This is a genomic window from Novosphingobium olei, assembly GCF_037076535.1.
Classification (GTDB): Bacteria; Pseudomonadota; Alphaproteobacteria; order Sphingomonadales; family Sphingomonadaceae; genus Novosphingobium; species Novosphingobium olei.
On record NZ_AP029021.1, the window covers coordinates 2,583,123 to 2,598,322 of the forward strand.

Consider the following 15,200-nt stretch of genomic DNA (forward strand, 5'->3'; position numbering starts at 1 on the left):
CTGACGAGGTCCTGCGGCGGGCAGGCCTCAATCAGCCGAAGGCCCCCTCCCCTCTGCTGATGGATCAGGTTTTCGGGCAAGCCGCGACTTCAGCTCATCGTTCCAATCAAAACCGGACAAGGCTGGTGCTCGTGAGTGGATGACACGATTAGGCCCAGCGTAGGCTTGCACCGCTCGCTCCTGGGCGAGAGCGCCTCCGGCGTCATTGTCGATGAACAGGAAGAGCTCGCGCACGCTCTCCGGGATCGAAACGAGACCGAACCGCTCGTTTCCAAGCGTCGCCCAGCACGGGATCCCGAAGATCTGCATTGCTGACAGAGCGCTCTCGATACCTTCGGCAAGACCCAGACGCCCCTGCACCGGCGGCGCAAGTCTGACGGCACCACAGCCAAGGGTGCCAAGCGCACGCTTGGGCCGCTCGAAACCGGCCAGCTTGCCGCGCGCCACGTCGAGAAATGTCCTGTGTACTGCGATAATGCCAATGTCAGTCGTGACTGCCGCCAACATCGCAGGGATAAATTGAACAGCCCCGCGTGGCCCAAGCGGCGTACGGTCCAGGTAACGAAGTTGGCCAGATGCGTGCTGGAGACCGCGCTGTGAGAGATATCGTTCGACGGGGCTGCCTAAGATCGCCGAAGCCGATTGCCACAAGCGTCGCGCATTGGGACTGAAGTCACCCTGATTTTGCCGATCAGCGGTCCAGGCGCCAGAACCGTCAAAGAGCTCGCGGCTACGAACGCCTTGGCGATCCAACGCCGCAATGACATCCTCATTCGAACATCCGGCGAAGCAATGGAACAGGATGGCCTTTCGCCCAAGGGCCACGCTGAGCGACGGTGTGCGGTCATCGTGGGCGGGACAGCAGCACATGCCCTTGCCCTGGCGCCATGTTCCGTTGAGGCGTTCGACAATCGTGCGGGCGCGGCGTTCGAGTTGATGACTATTCTTTAGCTGGGGCATCGACCTTCTCCGGTTGAGGTGCCCTCCCCGTGCAGCCTCCGCTCTGCACCAGCGCCAAACCATTTTCCTACGCCCTATGTTCTTTATATGTTCTCTCTCGATTCGGCTATAGAAGGATCGAGAAATGCCACTGAAAATCCTGATGATCGGCAGCATTGGCATCGCCATCGCGTTTGCCACTCCTGCCAGCGCGCAAGACCTGCCAGCTCCTTACATGCCCGACGAAAGTGACAGCCGCTCCGATGGCATCCGGATTGCAGAGGCATCGAACGGGTTCCAGTTGGTCGAGCATGGACTCTGGCAATCGGCGCTGAATTCGACACCATCCAATCCCGAGATCGGCGCTGTAGGCCGGGTCCACCTTCCCTATCGCTACCAACCCAAGACTGGCGCGGGTCCATCCGGCTTTCGACGAGCAAGCTTTCTGCCTCACGTCTATGCCGCTGAAGCAAAGTACTCTTTGCCCACCGGCCTACTCGATGCACTTGTCTGGACAGAATCCCGATACAATCCACTCGCGGTGAGCAAGGCGGGCGCAGCTGGCCTCGGTCAGCTGATGCCGGCTACGGCCCGGGAACTCGGTGTTTCCAACCGTTTTGACCCGATGGCTAACATCTTCGGCGCTGCCCGATATCTGCGACAGATGCTCGACAAATTCGGCATGGTCCACTTAGCCGTGGCGGCCTACAATGCCGGTCCAGGTGCAGTTGAACGCGCGGGCGGTATCCCGCGGAACGACGAGACGCCGGGATACGTTCGCGACGTCCTCCGCCATTGGCGCTTTTAGCGAGGAAAGCAGTGAATACGAGCCGACGGCGCGTTGCCGGGCTACTGGGCCGGACCAGGCGCGGACTGATCCTTACGACAGAGATCAATGAGGTCTGGGTCATCGAGTACGACGAGCCATGCGATGAACTTATTGACTCCACCGTCATCGTGGATGGAGCCATGTCAGGTATTTACCGTTTGCGGGCCGACTGGATCGGCCCTGTCTGACCAAGTGCTTCAAGCAGCCCGCTTGCGTCCCTTGCTGATGTCCACAACCTTCCTTCCATCCAGAAAGTCCGCCCAATCCTGCATCATCCGCCGACGAGGGGCGAGATACTCCGCAGCGTTGTAGGCACCTCGGACATCATTCTTCTCTGAATGAGCGAGCTGCATTTCAACCCAATCCTCATGGTACTTCCGGATCCACATCGCCGGCTTGCCAAACTCAACCAGCTGCTCGTTCGCCCATGTGCTGGCGAGCCCTCGAAAGCCGTGGACGGTCTGCCGGCTATGATAACCGAGGCGGTACAGCGCATAGATCATCGTATTTTCGGACAACGGCTTGTCTGAGTGGGTCCCGGGAAACAGGTAATTACCGGTGGCCCTGGATACCATGTTTCTAGCAATTTGCGCGGCTTGAGCAGAAAGGGGAACAAGGTGTTCGCGCCCCATCTTCATGCGCGCAGCTGGAATGCGCCAAACCGGGTCCGTCCCATCGAGATCTTCGAACTCGGATTTGACGGCAAGCCGAAGCTCCTTTGTCCTGACCCAAGTCAGCAAGGCGAACAGTACCGCATCGCGGGTGATAGCCGAGCGTCGGTCACCTTCCTCCTGGTAGGCTCGCAGCTTTTCGAGGAAGGCAGGTAATTCAACCAAAGGAAGACGGCTCATGTGCTTCACCCTGGGCCGGGGCTTTAGAGCGCCGCGAAGATGAGCTGTGGGATCACTGGATGCCAGCCCGCAAGCAATCGCGAACTGAAAGACCTGCCCCACCCCTTGCTTGGCGCGTCGACTAATATCGAGGGCACCGCGCCCCTCGATCTTGCGGATCATCTCCAGAACATCAGGAGCTGTAATCTCGTGGATGAGTTTCTGGCCGATCGCGGGGAATACGTCCCTCTCCATTCTCGACCATACACGTTCGGCATGGGCCGGATTCAATGCCGACTGGCGGTTCTCATGCCAGCGTTTCGCCACCATGTAGAAGGTGTCGCCGTTCTCCGAGATTACCTCGCCCTTGGCCTTCATCGGATCCTTGCCCTCGGCAAGCAGCGCCTTAGCGGCTTTGCGCTTATCCCGGGCAGCCGCGATCCCCAGCGCCGGATAAGCTCCGAACGACAGCAGCTTTTCCTTACCTGCAAAGCGGTATTTCATCCGCCAAAGCCTCGTGCCGTTTGGCTGGACGAGCAGGAACAAGCCCTCGCTATCGGCGAGCTTATAAGCTCGCTCGCGGGGCTTGGCATTTTTGGCTTGAGTCTCCGTCAGAGGCATGGGGGTATCGCTCCTTTCCGATACTCCGCAAAACTACCCCCAAAATACCCCCACACCAAATCTGGCTGCATGTGGAAGACCATGGGCGCATGCGGACGCGAATCACCCGCAACCCTCTGCTTTTCTGTGGATTTTTGGAAAAATGCGGAAGCTGTCGGAAGCTTCCGGATAAAGGAATGGTAGCGGAGGAGGGACTCGAACCCCCGACACGCGGATTATGATTCCGCTGCTCTAACCGACTGAGCTACTCCGCCCCGAAGTGCGCGTGTCACGGTGGACCTTGCGCGGGGTAGGCGGCGCACATAGGGGGCGCGGCGGGGCTGGTCAACCGGGTAAATGCGGCTTTGCCAGAGCAATGCCGACGCAATGGCAGGCGCGCCCGATCAGCGCCGGCCGCGGAAGGTCCAGGCGCCGAGTTTCTCCCACGGGCCGCCGAGGTAGCGGTGCAGTTCGAGCCCGGCGAAGGCGAAGTCGCGCGGGTGGAATTGCGCGGCGAGCGCAGCCTGCAGCGTGCGCGCCTCGGCGGCGGTGACCTTGTTCTGCACGGTGACGTGGAGGCGCGGGGCGTGGCTGTCCTGCCCGGTCAACAGGCCGTGAAAGCGATCGGCGATCGCGTGGCGCACGTCGATCATCGCGGGGCTGGCGATGGCGAAGGCGGTGCCACCGCCAAGGTTCATGATCTTTTCCAGCCGGGCGGGCCGTGGCGGCGTTTCGGCGCAGAGGCGGGAGAGGAGTTCGCGCGCCTCCTGCTCGACCATCGCCGGCAGCGCGTGGAACAGCGTGACGTGGGCGGCAAGGTGGTTGCGCTCTGGCGGGAAGTGCGCGCGGCGCAGGCCTTCGGCCCAGCCCTGCAGCGTGGCCGGCAGCGTGGCGGTGACGATCAGCGGGGCGCGCGCGGCGCTCTGCTCGGTCACCGCCCCGCCCTCGCCTCAACCGGCGCGGAGGGCTTCGAGCACCTTTTCGGGGCTGGTTTCGCCATAGGGATCGTCGTCGGTGCCTTCGTCGTTGATGCCGGGCTCTTCAAACCAGGCGGTGACGCGGTTGTCGTCGATGATCGCGGCATAGCGCCACGAGCGCAAGCCGAAGCCGAGGTGGTCCTTGTCGATCAACATGCCCATGCGGCGAGTGAAGTGGCCCGAGCCATCGGGCAGGAGCTTGACCCGTTCGAGGCCGAGGTGCTTGCCCCACTGGTACATGACGAACGCATCGTTGACCGCGATGCAATAGACCTCGTCGGCCCCGGCGGCGCGCAGATCGTCGTAGAGCCGTTCGAACGCGGGGCATTGTTCGTTGCTGCAGGTGGGCGTGAACGCGCCCGGCAGCGAGAACAGCACGACCTTCTTGCCGGCAAAGGCATCGCGCACGTTCAGATCCTGCCAGCGGAAGGGGTTGTCGCCGCCGATGCTTTCGTCGCGCACGCGGGTCTTGAGGACGACGTCGGGGATGGGCTTTTCGATCATGGCGGACCTCTGCGGGGGAAATCGGGGAAGACGGTTGCCCCCCCAAACGCCGCAAGGCGCGATCGGTGCCGCGAGGACCTTGCGATCCGGGTCGGTCAGAGTTCGCCGCGCGCGCGGCGGATGGCGAACCACTTGGCGACGTTGGCGTTGTGCTGCTGCAACGTATCGGCAAAGACGTGGCCGCCGGTGCCGTCGGCCACCATGTAGAGCGCCTTGGTCTGCGCCGGATGCAGCACAGCTTCGATCGAATCGCGGCCGGGATTGGTGATCGGGCCTTCGGGCAGGCCGGTCATCGTGTAGGTGTTGTAGCCGTTGACCGCCTGGATCTCCGACTGGCGGATGCGGCGGCCCAGCGGCTTGCCCTTGGTGATCGGGTAGATGATCGTGGGATCGGCCTGCAGCAGCATGCCGGTGCGCAGGCGGTTGGAATAGAGCCCGGCGACCATCTTGCGCTCCGATGGCTTGCCGGTCTCCTTCTCGACGATCGAGGCGAGGATCAGCGCTTCGCGCGGGGTCTTGGCAACGGTGTCCTTCGCCCTGCCCGCCCAGAGTTCGGTCAAGGTGCGGTCCATCGCCTTCTGCATCCGCGCGAGAACGGCGGCGCGGGGTTCGCCGCGCTGGAAATCGTAGCTGTCGGGCAGGATCGACCCTTCGGCGATATCGCCCACCGGCCCCGTCAGCAGCGGCTGGGCGAGCAGGCGTTCGCGCACCATGATCGAAGGCATGCCTTCGGGCACGGTGACGAGGCGCTGGGTGACGCCTTCCTGGCCCTGCAGGATGCGCAGCACCAGCGATCCGCTGGCGCCGGCGGGGATGGTGAATTCGCCCGCCTTGATCGGCTCCTTGCCGCCCAGCAGGCGCGCTCGGGCGCGGAACGTGGCGGCCGAGGCGACCACGCCTTCGCGCTCAAGCTCAGGCGCGACGCTGCCGAGCGAGGCGCCGGCGGGAACCACGAACGCGGTTTCCTTGCCCAGCGGCCCAGGGCCGTACCAGCCATAGAAGAAGTGCACGAGCCAGCCCGCGCCGACGAGCGCCACGGCAAGAGCGATGATCGCGAGCTTGCCGGGACGCTTCTTCACGCGCGCTCTCCTGTTCGTGCGGCGGGCCAAGCGGCCGCTCAGATCGCCTTGACGATGACGCTGGCGTTGGTGCCGCCGAAGCCGAACGAGTTGTTCAGCGCGGCGCGCACAGTGCGCTTCTTGGCGACCAGCGGCACCAGATCGACGCCTTCGGTGCCTTCGTCCGGATTGTGCAAGTTGAGCGTGGGCGGCACGATCTGATCGCGGATGGCGAGGATGCAGAAGATCGTTTCGACCGCGCCGGCACCGCCGAGCAGGTGGCCGATGGCCGACTTGGTGCTGCTCATCGAAGCGCCCGACAGGTCATCGCCGAGCACGCGCTTGACCGCGGCGAGCTCGATCGTGTCGGCCATGGTCGAGGTGCCATGGGCGTTGACGTAATCGATGTCGCCCGCATTCAGGCCGGCCTTGCGCAGCGCCATGCGCATCGCGAGTTCGGCGCCCTTGCCTTCCGGGTGCGGCGCGGTGACGTGGTAGGCATCGCCCGACAGGCCATAGCCGACGACTTCGGCGTAGATCTTCGCGCCGCGCGCCTTGGCGTGCTCATATTCCTCGAGCACGACGACGCCCGCGCCTTCGCCCATGACGAAGCCATCACGGTCCTTGTCATAGGGGCGGCTGGCTTCGGTCGGGCGGTCGTTGAAGCTGCAGTTGAGCGCGCGCGCCTGGGCAAACCCGGCAACGCCCAGCGGGTTGATGGTGCTTTCCGCACCGCCCGCCAGCATCACGTCCGCATCGCCGTCCTTGATCATGCGCGCGGCATCGCCGATCGAGTGGGCGCCGGTGGAGCAGGCGGTGACGACCGCGTGGTTGGGGCCCATCAGGCCGTACTTGATCGACACCTGGCCCGAGATCAGGTTGATCAGGCGGCCGTGGACGAAGTGGGGGCTGACGCGGCCCGGACCCTTTTCGTGCAGCACGATCGATTCGGATTCGATGCCCGGCAGGCCGCCGATGCCCGAACCGATCGAGCAGCCGGTGCGCATCTTGAGGTCATCGTCCATGTCGACGAGGCCCGCGTCTTCGAGCGCCTGTCCCGCCGCGTCGATGCCGTAGACGATGAACGGATCGACCTGGCGCTGGATCTTGTGATCGACGCGCTTGCCGGCATCGAAGCCGTATTCGTGATCGGCCGGCTTCACTTCGCAGGCGATCAGGCACTTCTGCCCCGTCGTATCGAACCGCGTGATCGGCCCTGCGCCCGACTTGCCCGCGAGCAGGTTGGCCCAAACGGTCTCCACATCCGCGCCGAGCGGAGTGACAAGGCCAAGACCGGTTACGACGACACGACGCATATTGTGCTCCGAAACGACTTTGGAGGTTCAGGTAAGCCGAAGCGATCAAAGGGCAAGACGTAAAGGCCCGTGCATTCAATCACTTCTGGTCCCGACGGGCGCATTGCCCCAGAAAGACCAACAGGCCCAACCCGTCCGGGCTGAGCCTGTCGAAGCCCCGTCCTGCGCCTGATCAACCTTGTGGTGACCGCGGCGCGGGACAGCCCTTCGACAAGCGCAGGGCGACGGGGATTATCGGCGAAAAGCCGGGCGATCAGCCCTTGTTTTCGTCGATGTACTTGATCGCGTCCGAGACGGTGGCGATCTTCTCGGCCGCATCGTCCGGGATTTCGACGCCGAATTCTTCCTCGAACGCCATGACCAGCTCGACGATGTCGAGCGAGTCGGCGCCCAGGTCGTCGATGAAGCTGGCATCTTCGGTGACCTTCTCGGCCTCGACGCCCAGGTGCTCGACGACGATCTTCTTAACGCGGTCGGCGGTATCGCTCATTATTATGCCCCTTTGAGGAACTGGGTTGGGTATCTCGATCAGAAATCGCCCTAATGTCCCCTAACGGCGCTGGCAAGCGGGAAGGCTGTCATTCCACAGCCGCGCGCGGCAGGCGGCAGTGCCCGGGGCCTGGATCGACGGCGGTGTCGGCAGCCTGCCACCGGCTGCGCAGGCTTTCAAATCAGCAACATCGCAACAGTGCGCGCGGCCAAAAGAAACGGGGTTGCGCCGTGTGGATGACCGGCGCAACCCCGCAAGGCACAGTGCTGTTTATCGGTCAGTTATCGCTGGCGATCACGCAGCGGCTGCCCTGCGCCGCCGCTCCAGCGCAACGGCGCCGAGAACGAGGAGCATCAGTGCAAGCGGCAGGGTGCCCCCGTTGATCTCGGGCGCGCCGAACGAAATGTTGTCGAGCGCAAAGTGGTTGCCGCTACCGAAATAGCCGGCGCTGACCCCGCCCGACGACGTGAACACTGCGTCGCTGAGCCCGGCCCAGTCGAAGATGACATGGAGCGGGCTGAGCGTGTCTACCACGAAGCTCTTGTAGTAGGTGTCGGTACCATTGACCTTGCCGACGACATCGATCGTCAGGCCATTGTTCCAGGCCGCCGTGAAGTAGCCATCCTTCAGGGTGAAGCTGGATCCGGCGGCATGGATGGCCGCGGGATTGCCGAACGCGTTGAACGCGACGTTGCGGCCGCTCACCAGGCCATTGGTGTAGCCATTGGTGCCCTGCGTTCCATAATTCACTGCATCAAGGGCATAAAAGTTGTCCCAATCGACGCCGTTGTAGCCGTTGGGAATCTGGGCGTAGTAGCCACCGCTCGAAACGGTGTCGAAGTCAGGCACCTGCACGGGTTCCGCTGCGTGGGCGGCAGTGCCGATGGCCATTGCTGCCATGGCGGCAATGACAGGTTTGACGGAGCGATGAATTAATTGAGTTATTTTCACAGGTCGTTACCCCCGGCCCCAATTGACCATTGAAATATAGACAAAAAAATCCAAACGACTCCAAGTCTGCGCTTGGTTTCATCAACGACCGGGGATAACGTTATATTTACCGCTTGAGAGGCTTTATAATCGTTTGGAATATCGCTCTTCTTCTATCCAGTTCGGATAGACAAAAATTCAGCAATGTCGGTTGCTTGGCAAAAATTCGCCACGCACCATTTTTTGCAAATAGGATAATTACTGCCGGCCTGCTCCGATCTGCGGGAAAGTCTGGCCGGTCCTGATCGCTGCTATTGAGCGATGACACCATTGCCCGAACCGGGATCCCCTGCACCGCGCCGGCGGCGGTCGAGCGCTGCGACACCCAGGACAAGCAGCAACACCGCAAGCGGCAACTTGCCGCCATCGATTTCTGGCGCGCCGACACTGGGAATGCCGCAAGATGTACATTGCGGCGTGGCTTGATCGTCGCCGGTTCCGATGAGCACCGCTCCCAGGCCAAGAAACGCCGCTGCAATCGGCAACTTCATGTCGAGCATGCGCGATGCGTGCAGCGAGACATTGTCCATGGTGAATTGCGGACCGGATCCACCGTATCCAGCATTGGTTCCGCCGAAGGAATCGAACGTCAGTCCCGACAGGTTCTTCCAGCCTGAAAAGTCCTGATAGACGGGTCCTGATGTATTGACGACAATATCGCGCGAATAAGCATCGAGGCCATTGACCTGTCCCGTGACGTGAATGGTCAAGCCATCGTTCCATGCAGCTCCAAACCAGCCGCTCTTGATGGCAAAGCGGCTGTTCTGCGCCTTGATCGAAGCCTTTTCACCATTGACGTTCGAGGCGACGTCATCGCCCGATACCACGCCGTTGTGGTACCCGCCCGGAACTTGCCCGCGTCGATCGATTACAGAAAAGTTATTCCAGACCAGATCACGATAGCCGTTGGGAATGGCGGTGTTCGAAGGGAGATCATCGAATGTGGAAGTCATCACCGCTTTGGCGAACACCGGTACATTTGTGACGATTGTCGTAGCCAAGAATAGCGTAGAAACCCGGGTCACACCGCCAAATAAACGAAATACCTTCATAGCAAGTGCAACCCTCAGGAATCGCTGCCCGTCACTCAGCCAACAACCCGACTCCGTGAGGATTGATCCTAATCGTTATTAATTTATTTTATTAAGACTTTTTAAATCCTTAAACCTATTGGCTAGCATTCTAACTATAGTTCTAGCCTGTTTGTACTACGGCACTTAACGAACCTATCTGGCTCGTCTTTTCCCGCATAAGGATAGTTACGTATACGGTTGCGCCAGCCTCGGGTGCGGGTTCTGCACCGACGATTTCGCCGGTCGCAATCTTTGCATCCGATGATTGGCGCGGCGCGATCGAGACACGCCGGGACACGCTAAGGACGCGCAGCGGCACGCGGTCGCGGCCTTTATGGCCACGACCGCGTGCGCATCCGGCGATGCGATTTAGAAACCACGGCCGTACAACCGGGCGCCTTGATGCGCGCCCGGTCGCCTTCGGCTCAGCCCTTGGGCTGTTCGACCGCGCGCAGGCTCAGTTCGCGCAGCTGCTTGGGCTCCGCCGGCGTGGGCGCGCCCATCAGCAGGTCTTCGGCGCGCTGGTTCATCGGGAACAGCGAGATTTCGCGCAGGTTCTGCACGCCGCAGATCAGCATGACGATGCGATCGACGCCCGCCGCCATGCCACCGTGCGGCGGGGCGCCGTACTGGAAAGCGCGGTAGAGGCCGCCGAAGCGCTCCTCGACGTCAGCCTTGGTCAGTCCGACGATCTCGAATGCCTTGACCATCGTCTCGGGGCTCTGGTTGCGGATCGAGCCCGAGGCGATCTCGTAGCCGTTGCAGACGAGGTCGTACTGGAACGCCTTGATCGTCAACGGGTCCTGATTGGTCAGCGCGTCCATCCCGCCCTGCGGCATCGAAAACGGGTTGTGGCTGAATTCGACCTTCTTGTTGTCTTCATCCCATTCGTAGAACGGGAAGTCGACGATCCAGCACAGCTCGAAGCGGTCCTTGTCGATCAGGCCGAGCTGTTCGCCCACGCGGGTGCGCGCCGCGCCCGCGAGCTTGGCGGCCTGTTCTTCCTTGCCCGCAGCGAAGAAGCAGCCGTCGTCCGGCCCGAGGCCGAGCGCGTCATAGAGCGCGGCCATACGGTCCTCGCCGTGGTTCTTGGCGATCGGACCGCCGAACACGCCGCCCTTGCGGGTGACATAGCCGAGCCCGGCATGGCCTTCGGCGCGGGCCCAGTCGTTCATTTCGTCGAAGAACTTGCGGCTCTTGTCGGCGGTGTTCGGCGCCGGGATCAGGCGAACCTTGCCGCCCGAACCGACGATCTTCTCGAACAGGCCGAAGCCCGACTGGGTGAATTCGCCCGTCACGTCGCGGATGATCAGCGGGTTGCGCAGGTCCGGCTTGTCCGAGCCGTACTTGAGCATCGCTTCGTCGTAAGGAATGCGCGGGAAGCTGCCGGTGGGGGTGACCGAGCGCACCTTGCCATCGCGCGCGGCAAAGGCTTCGAACACGCCGCCGATCACCGGCTCCATCGTTTCCCAGACTTCTTCCTGGGTGACGAAGCTCATTTCGAGGTCGAGCTGGTAGAATTCGCCCGGCAGGCGATCGGCGCGCGGGTCTTCGTCGCGGAAGCACGGCGCGATCTGGAAGTAGCGGTCGAACCCTGCGACCATCAGCAGCTGCTTGTACTGCTGCGGCGCCTGGGGAAGCGCGTAGAACTTGCCCGGGTGGATGCGGCTGGGCACGAGGAAGTCGCGCGCGCCTTCGGGGCTGGACGCGGTAAGGATCGGCGTCGAATATTCGGTGAAGCCTGCATCTTCCATGCGGCGGCGCATGTCGCGGATCACCTTGGTGCGGGTGACGATGTTGGCGTGCAGCGTCTCGCGGCGCAGATCGAGGAAGCGATAGCGCAGGCGGATATCCTCGGGATATTCCTGCTCACCCGCCACCGGCAGGGGCAGTTCCTCGGCGGCCGAGATCACGGTGGCAGCGCGGGCGAACACCTCGATCTCGCCGGTCGACAGGTTCGGGTTGATCGTCGCCTCGTTGCGCGCCTTCACATCGCCTTCGATGGTGACGACGCTTTCGACGCGGACGCCTTCGAGGATGGCGAGCGCGGGGCTGTCGCTGTCGGCAACGATCTGGGTGATGCCGTAATGATCGCGCAAGTCGACGAACAGCACGCCGCCATGGTCACGCTTGCGGTGCACCCAGCCCGAAAGGCGGACGCTCTGTCCGACGTCACCGCGCACCAGTGCGCCGCAGGTGTGGGAACGATAAGGGTGCATCGAAACTCTTTCCAATCGCCCTGCAATCGGGCAGGGACAAGGGGCTGATATATGGGCGCGGCCAAGAGGCGATGGCCGCAGATTTGTCAAGCCGAAGGCCCCGGACGGGGCCACCACGAAAGGGCCGCACCGAACCGTCGGGACGCCCCAATACAGAAAAGAACGATGAAGATACACCCGCTGATCACCACGAGCGATGCGCTTGCCGAACTGTGCGAGCGACTGGCCAAGGCCAACTTCGTCACCGTCGATACCGAGTTCATGCGCGAGAACACCTACTTCCCCGAGCTCTGCCTGGTGCAGATCGCGGACGAGAACGAGGCGGCCGCGATCGACCCGATGGCGCCGGGGATCGACCTGACCCCGCTGCTGGACCTGCTGGTCGACAATGAAGACGTGCTGAAGGTCTTCCACGCCGGCGGGCAGGACGTGGAGATCATCTACAACCTGACCGGCAAGACCCCGCATCCGATCTTCGACACCCAGATCGCGATGATGGCGATCAGCCAGAGCGAGCAGATCGGCTATTCCAACCTGGTCGAAAGCTGGCTCGGCTTTTCCATCGACAAGGGCGCGCGCTTCACCGACTGGGCGCGCCGCCCGCTGACCGAACGCCAGATCGAATACGCGATCGGCGACGTCACCCACCTGTCCAGGATCTTCCCCAAGATGCTGCGCCGCCTGATCAAGACCGGCCGCGGCGAATGGCTCGATATCGAGATGGAGAAGCTGGCGGACCCGGAAAACTACCGCAGCGATCCCGACACGGTGTGGCAGAAGATCCGCGCGCCGAGCCGCAATCCGGCGGTGCTGGGCCGGTTGAAGGCACTGGCCGCCTGGCGCGAGGCCGAGGCGATGGACAAGAACATCCCGCGCGGCCGCATCATGCGCGATGAAACACTGGCCGACATCGCCAGCCATCCGCCGCGCGAACAGGCCGAATTAGCCAAGGTGCGCGGCCTCTCGAGCGGGTGGAAGGACAACGACATCGGCCGCCGCCTGATGCAGTGCCTGGCCGATGCCAAGCCGCTGACCGAAGCCGAAATGCCGCCCCGCACCCCGCGCGGCGCGCCGCTGGGCAAGGAAGGCGCGCTGGTGGCGGACCTGCTCAAGCTGCTGCTCAAGATCCGCAGCCGCGAGATCGACATCGCCGCCCGCCTGCTGGCGCGCAGCGACGATCTGGAGCTGCTCGCCGCCGGGCAGCGCAAGAACCTGCCCATCCTGGAAGGCTGGCGGTTCGAACAGTTCGGTCGCGATGCGCTCGAACTGGTCGAAGGCAAGCTCGCCTTCGCGGTGGTGAAGGGCAAGCTCAAGATGGCGCACATCGACAAGATCGCGAGCGATCGCGAGGATCCGGCCATCGTGGTCGACGATGCAGATGCGGACGCCCCCGTTGCGGTTGCCGAGGACACCCCGGAAGAGACGCCCGCGCAAGACTGATGAGCACCTACCTCCCCACGTTGAAGCAGCTGCAGTACCTTGTGGCGCTGCACGAACACGGCCACTTCGGCCGCGCCGCCGATTCCTGCTTCGTTTCGCAGTCGACGCTGTCGGCCGGGCTGCGTGAACTGGAATCGCTGCTCGGGGTGACTCTGGTGGAGCGCACGCGCCGCGTGGTGCGCTTCACGCCGCTGGGCAACCAGGTGGTGAGCAAGGCGCATCGCCTGCTGCGCGAGGCGGAGGAATTGTCCGAACTGGTCCAGAGCCACGGCGCGCCGCTGGCGGGTGAATTGCGGATGAGCGTGATCCCGACGATCGCGCCGTTCCTGCTGCCCCGCATCCTGCCGCGCCTGCGCAAGGAGCGGCCGCAGCTCAAGCTGTTCCTGCGCGAGGAGCCGAGCGCGGCGGCGATAGAATCGCTGCATCACGGGCGCGCCGACTGCGTGCTGCTCGCCCTGCCCTTTGCCACCGGCGAGGTAGAGGTGGAGCCGCTGTTCGACGATCGCCTGTTCGTGGCCTTCCCCAAGGACGATCCGCGCGATCCGCCCGAGGTGGTGAGCCCCTCCGTCATCGACGAGAACCGGCTGCTGCTGCTCGAGGACGGACACTGCCTGAAGGAACACGCGCTTGCCGCGTGCAACCGCCCCGAACTGCGCGCCAGCGCAACGATGATCGGCACGAGCCTGCACACGCTGGTGCAGATGGTCGACAATGGCCTGGGGCTGACCATGCTGCCCGAAATGGCGCTGGAAGCGGGTATCCTGCACGATACGCAGATCGTCGCCCGCCCGTTGAAGGCCGATCACGCCTATCGCGAGATCGCGCTCGTCTGGCGCAAGAATTCGCCCCGCAGCGAGGAATTCCGCCTGCTGGCCCATGAACTGCGCGCGGGCTGAGTCCTACCTACGCAATACTACGTAAACCTGCCGCACGGGCGGCTCATTCCGCCTGCGCTATCGATCCGGCCATGACCATCGTCGACAAGTCGCTGTTCCGCCCCACCCCGGTGCTGCGCCCGCGCCGCCGCAAGATGCTCGCGCCCGTGGTGCTGACGTTCGAGGACGGCACGACCTGCAGCGTGGTGGTCGAAAACGTCTCGGCGAGCGGCGTTCAGGCGAGCTGCGCGCAAGGGGCGCCGGCCGTCGGCACGCAAGTGCGGATCGCCCTCCCCGAAATCGCCGACCTGTGGGGCGTGGTCCGCTGGATCGAGGACACGCGGTTCGGGATCGAGGTCCATGCCCGTGGCGCCGCCCGCGAGAAGGCGGCAGAAAAGCCGGCGGCGCCATCGCAGCCGTTCAAGCTGCGCGGCTGACCGCGGTTCAGTCCATGTGCTTGAGCCCGACGCGAAGGTAATCCCACCCGGTGATCACGGTCAGCGCAGCGGCGGCCCACAGCGTCGTCAACCCCACCGTGTGCGGCACGTTCACCGCCAGGCCGCCCACCGTCATCATCCAGCCCGGCAGGGCATGGCCGAGGATCAACGCGCCGAGCGAAACGAGCTGGAACGTGGTCTTCCACTTGGCGAGCTTCGACACCGGGACCGACACCTGGATCCCGCCGAGAAATTCGCGCAGGCCCGAAACGGCGATTTCACGTACCAGGATCACCAGACCGGCGATGACGTGCATATCGCCGACGTAGGGTCCGCGCAGCACGCCTTGCGCCGACAGGACAAGAATCACGGCGGCGACCATGATCTTGTCGGCGATCGGATCGAGGAACACGCCCAGCTTGCTGACCGTCCCCTGCGCGCGCGCGAGGTAGCCGTCGAAGTAATCGGTGATCCCCATCAGGCAGTAGATCGCGAAGCCGAGGCCGTAACCCAGCGCCCAATCCGGCCACCACAGCAGCGCCGCCAGCAGCGGCACCGCGACGATGCGCGAAAGCGTCAGCAGGTTGGGCAGGCTGAGCATGGTGCGCGGTCGCGACGGCGCG

General features: G+C 63.4%; 16 protein-coding genes and 1 tRNA gene. 5 read left to right on the plus strand and 12 right to left on the minus strand.

What is annotated here, in order from left to right:
* Nucleotides 1–27: 27 nt before the first annotated feature.
* Nucleotides 28–960 carry a DUF7146 domain-containing protein gene (locus tag AACH40_RS12100; RefSeq protein ID WP_338642642.1) on the minus strand — a complete coding sequence of 311 codons (933 nt, stop codon included), beginning with the start codon at nucleotides 958–960 and terminating at the stop codon, nucleotides 28–30.
* A gap of 124 nt (nucleotides 961–1,084) precedes the next feature.
* Here AACH40_RS12100 and AACH40_RS12105 point away from each other — a divergent pair, with 124 nt between their 5' ends.
* Nucleotides 1,085–1,747: a lytic transglycosylase domain-containing protein gene (locus AACH40_RS12105; protein ID WP_338642643.1), complete on the plus strand. Its 663-nt coding sequence runs from the start codon at nucleotides 1,085–1,087 to the stop codon at nucleotides 1,745–1,747.
* Nucleotides 1,748–1,758: 11 nt separating this feature from the next.
* Complete coding sequence (locus AACH40_RS12110; RefSeq protein WP_338642644.1) at nucleotides 1,759–1,956, plus strand: DUF5818 domain-containing protein; 198 nt, start codon at nucleotides 1,759–1,761, stop codon at nucleotides 1,954–1,956.
* 9 nt (nucleotides 1,957–1,965) lie between these two features.
* Here the strand turns inward: AACH40_RS12110 and AACH40_RS12115 are convergent, their stop codons facing one another.
* From AACH40_RS12115 to aspS, 10 genes are all read right to left on the minus strand, one after another.
* Complete coding sequence (locus AACH40_RS12115; RefSeq protein WP_338642645.1) at nucleotides 1,966–3,219, minus strand: tyrosine-type recombinase/integrase; 1,254 nt, start codon at nucleotides 3,217–3,219, stop codon at nucleotides 1,966–1,968.
* A gap of 177 nt (nucleotides 3,220–3,396) precedes the next feature.
* Nucleotides 3,397–3,473: transfer RNA gene (locus AACH40_RS12120), tRNA-Met, on the minus strand.
* Between the two features lie 129 nt (nucleotides 3,474–3,602).
* On the minus strand, nucleotides 3,603–4,133 hold the full coding sequence (locus AACH40_RS12125) for a 2'-5' RNA ligase family protein (RefSeq protein ID WP_338642646.1): 531 nt from the start codon (nucleotides 4,131–4,133) through the stop codon (nucleotides 3,603–3,605).
* A gap of 15 nt (nucleotides 4,134–4,148) precedes the next feature.
* Complete coding sequence (locus AACH40_RS12130) at nucleotides 4,149–4,679, minus strand: peroxiredoxin (RefSeq protein ID WP_338642647.1); 531 nt, start codon at nucleotides 4,677–4,679, stop codon at nucleotides 4,149–4,151.
* Nucleotides 4,680–4,774: 95 nt separating this feature from the next.
* Nucleotides 4,775–5,758: an endolytic transglycosylase MltG gene (gene mltG / locus AACH40_RS12135; protein WP_338642648.1), complete on the minus strand. Its 984-nt coding sequence runs from the start codon at nucleotides 5,756–5,758 to the stop codon at nucleotides 4,775–4,777.
* A gap of 38 nt (nucleotides 5,759–5,796) precedes the next feature.
* Entirely contained in the window at nucleotides 5,797–7,053 is a 1,257-nt protein-coding gene (gene fabF, locus AACH40_RS12140; RefSeq protein ID WP_169492035.1) for a beta-ketoacyl-ACP synthase II, read from the minus strand.
* 253 nt (nucleotides 7,054–7,306) lie between these two features.
* Nucleotides 7,307–7,543, minus strand: coding sequence for an acyl carrier protein (locus tag AACH40_RS12145; protein ID WP_169492034.1), 237 nt, complete (start codon nucleotides 7,541–7,543; stop codon nucleotides 7,307–7,309).
* Between the two features lie 294 nt (nucleotides 7,544–7,837).
* Complete coding sequence (locus tag AACH40_RS12150) at nucleotides 7,838–8,443, minus strand: hypothetical protein (protein WP_338642649.1); 606 nt, start codon at nucleotides 8,441–8,443, stop codon at nucleotides 7,838–7,840.
* 341 nt (nucleotides 8,444–8,784) lie between these two features.
* Nucleotides 8,785–9,585, minus strand: a complete 801-nt coding sequence (locus AACH40_RS12155) for a hypothetical protein (protein ID WP_338642650.1) — start codon at nucleotides 9,583–9,585, stop codon at nucleotides 8,785–8,787.
* Between the two features lie 446 nt (nucleotides 9,586–10,031).
* Entirely contained in the window at nucleotides 10,032–11,825 is a 1,794-nt protein-coding gene (aspS, locus tag AACH40_RS12160; RefSeq protein WP_338642651.1) for an aspartate--tRNA ligase, read from the minus strand.
* 165 nt (nucleotides 11,826–11,990) lie between these two features.
* On the opposite strand from aspS, the gene rnd reads away from it, so the two are divergent.
* The 3 genes from rnd to AACH40_RS12175 all read left to right on the plus strand — a co-directional run bounded on the left by rnd (nucleotide 11,991) and on the right by AACH40_RS12175 (nucleotide 14,577).
* Nucleotides 11,991–13,265: a ribonuclease D gene (gene rnd, locus AACH40_RS12165; RefSeq protein ID WP_338642652.1), complete on the plus strand. Its 1,275-nt coding sequence runs from the start codon at nucleotides 11,991–11,993 to the stop codon at nucleotides 13,263–13,265.
* The gene (locus AACH40_RS12170; RefSeq protein ID WP_338642653.1) at nucleotides 13,265–14,161 is read left to right on the plus strand and encodes a hydrogen peroxide-inducible genes activator; all 897 of its coding nucleotides are present in this window, start codon (nucleotides 13,265–13,267) and stop codon (nucleotides 14,159–14,161) included. The genes rnd and AACH40_RS12170 overlap by 1 nt, the downstream gene beginning before the upstream one ends.
* Before the next feature lie 71 nt (nucleotides 14,162–14,232).
* Entirely contained in the window at nucleotides 14,233–14,577 is a 345-nt protein-coding gene (locus AACH40_RS12175) for a PilZ domain-containing protein (RefSeq protein WP_338642654.1), read from the plus strand.
* 7 nt (nucleotides 14,578–14,584) lie between these two features.
* Here the strand turns inward: AACH40_RS12175 and pgsA are convergent, their stop codons facing one another.
* Nucleotides 14,585–15,178 (minus strand): CDP-diacylglycerol--glycerol-3-phosphate 3-phosphatidyltransferase, encoded by a 594-nt coding sequence (pgsA, locus tag AACH40_RS12180; protein WP_169492124.1) that lies wholly within the window; start codon nucleotides 15,176–15,178, stop codon nucleotides 14,585–14,587.
* Between the last annotated feature and the right edge of the window lie 22 nt (nucleotides 15,179–15,200).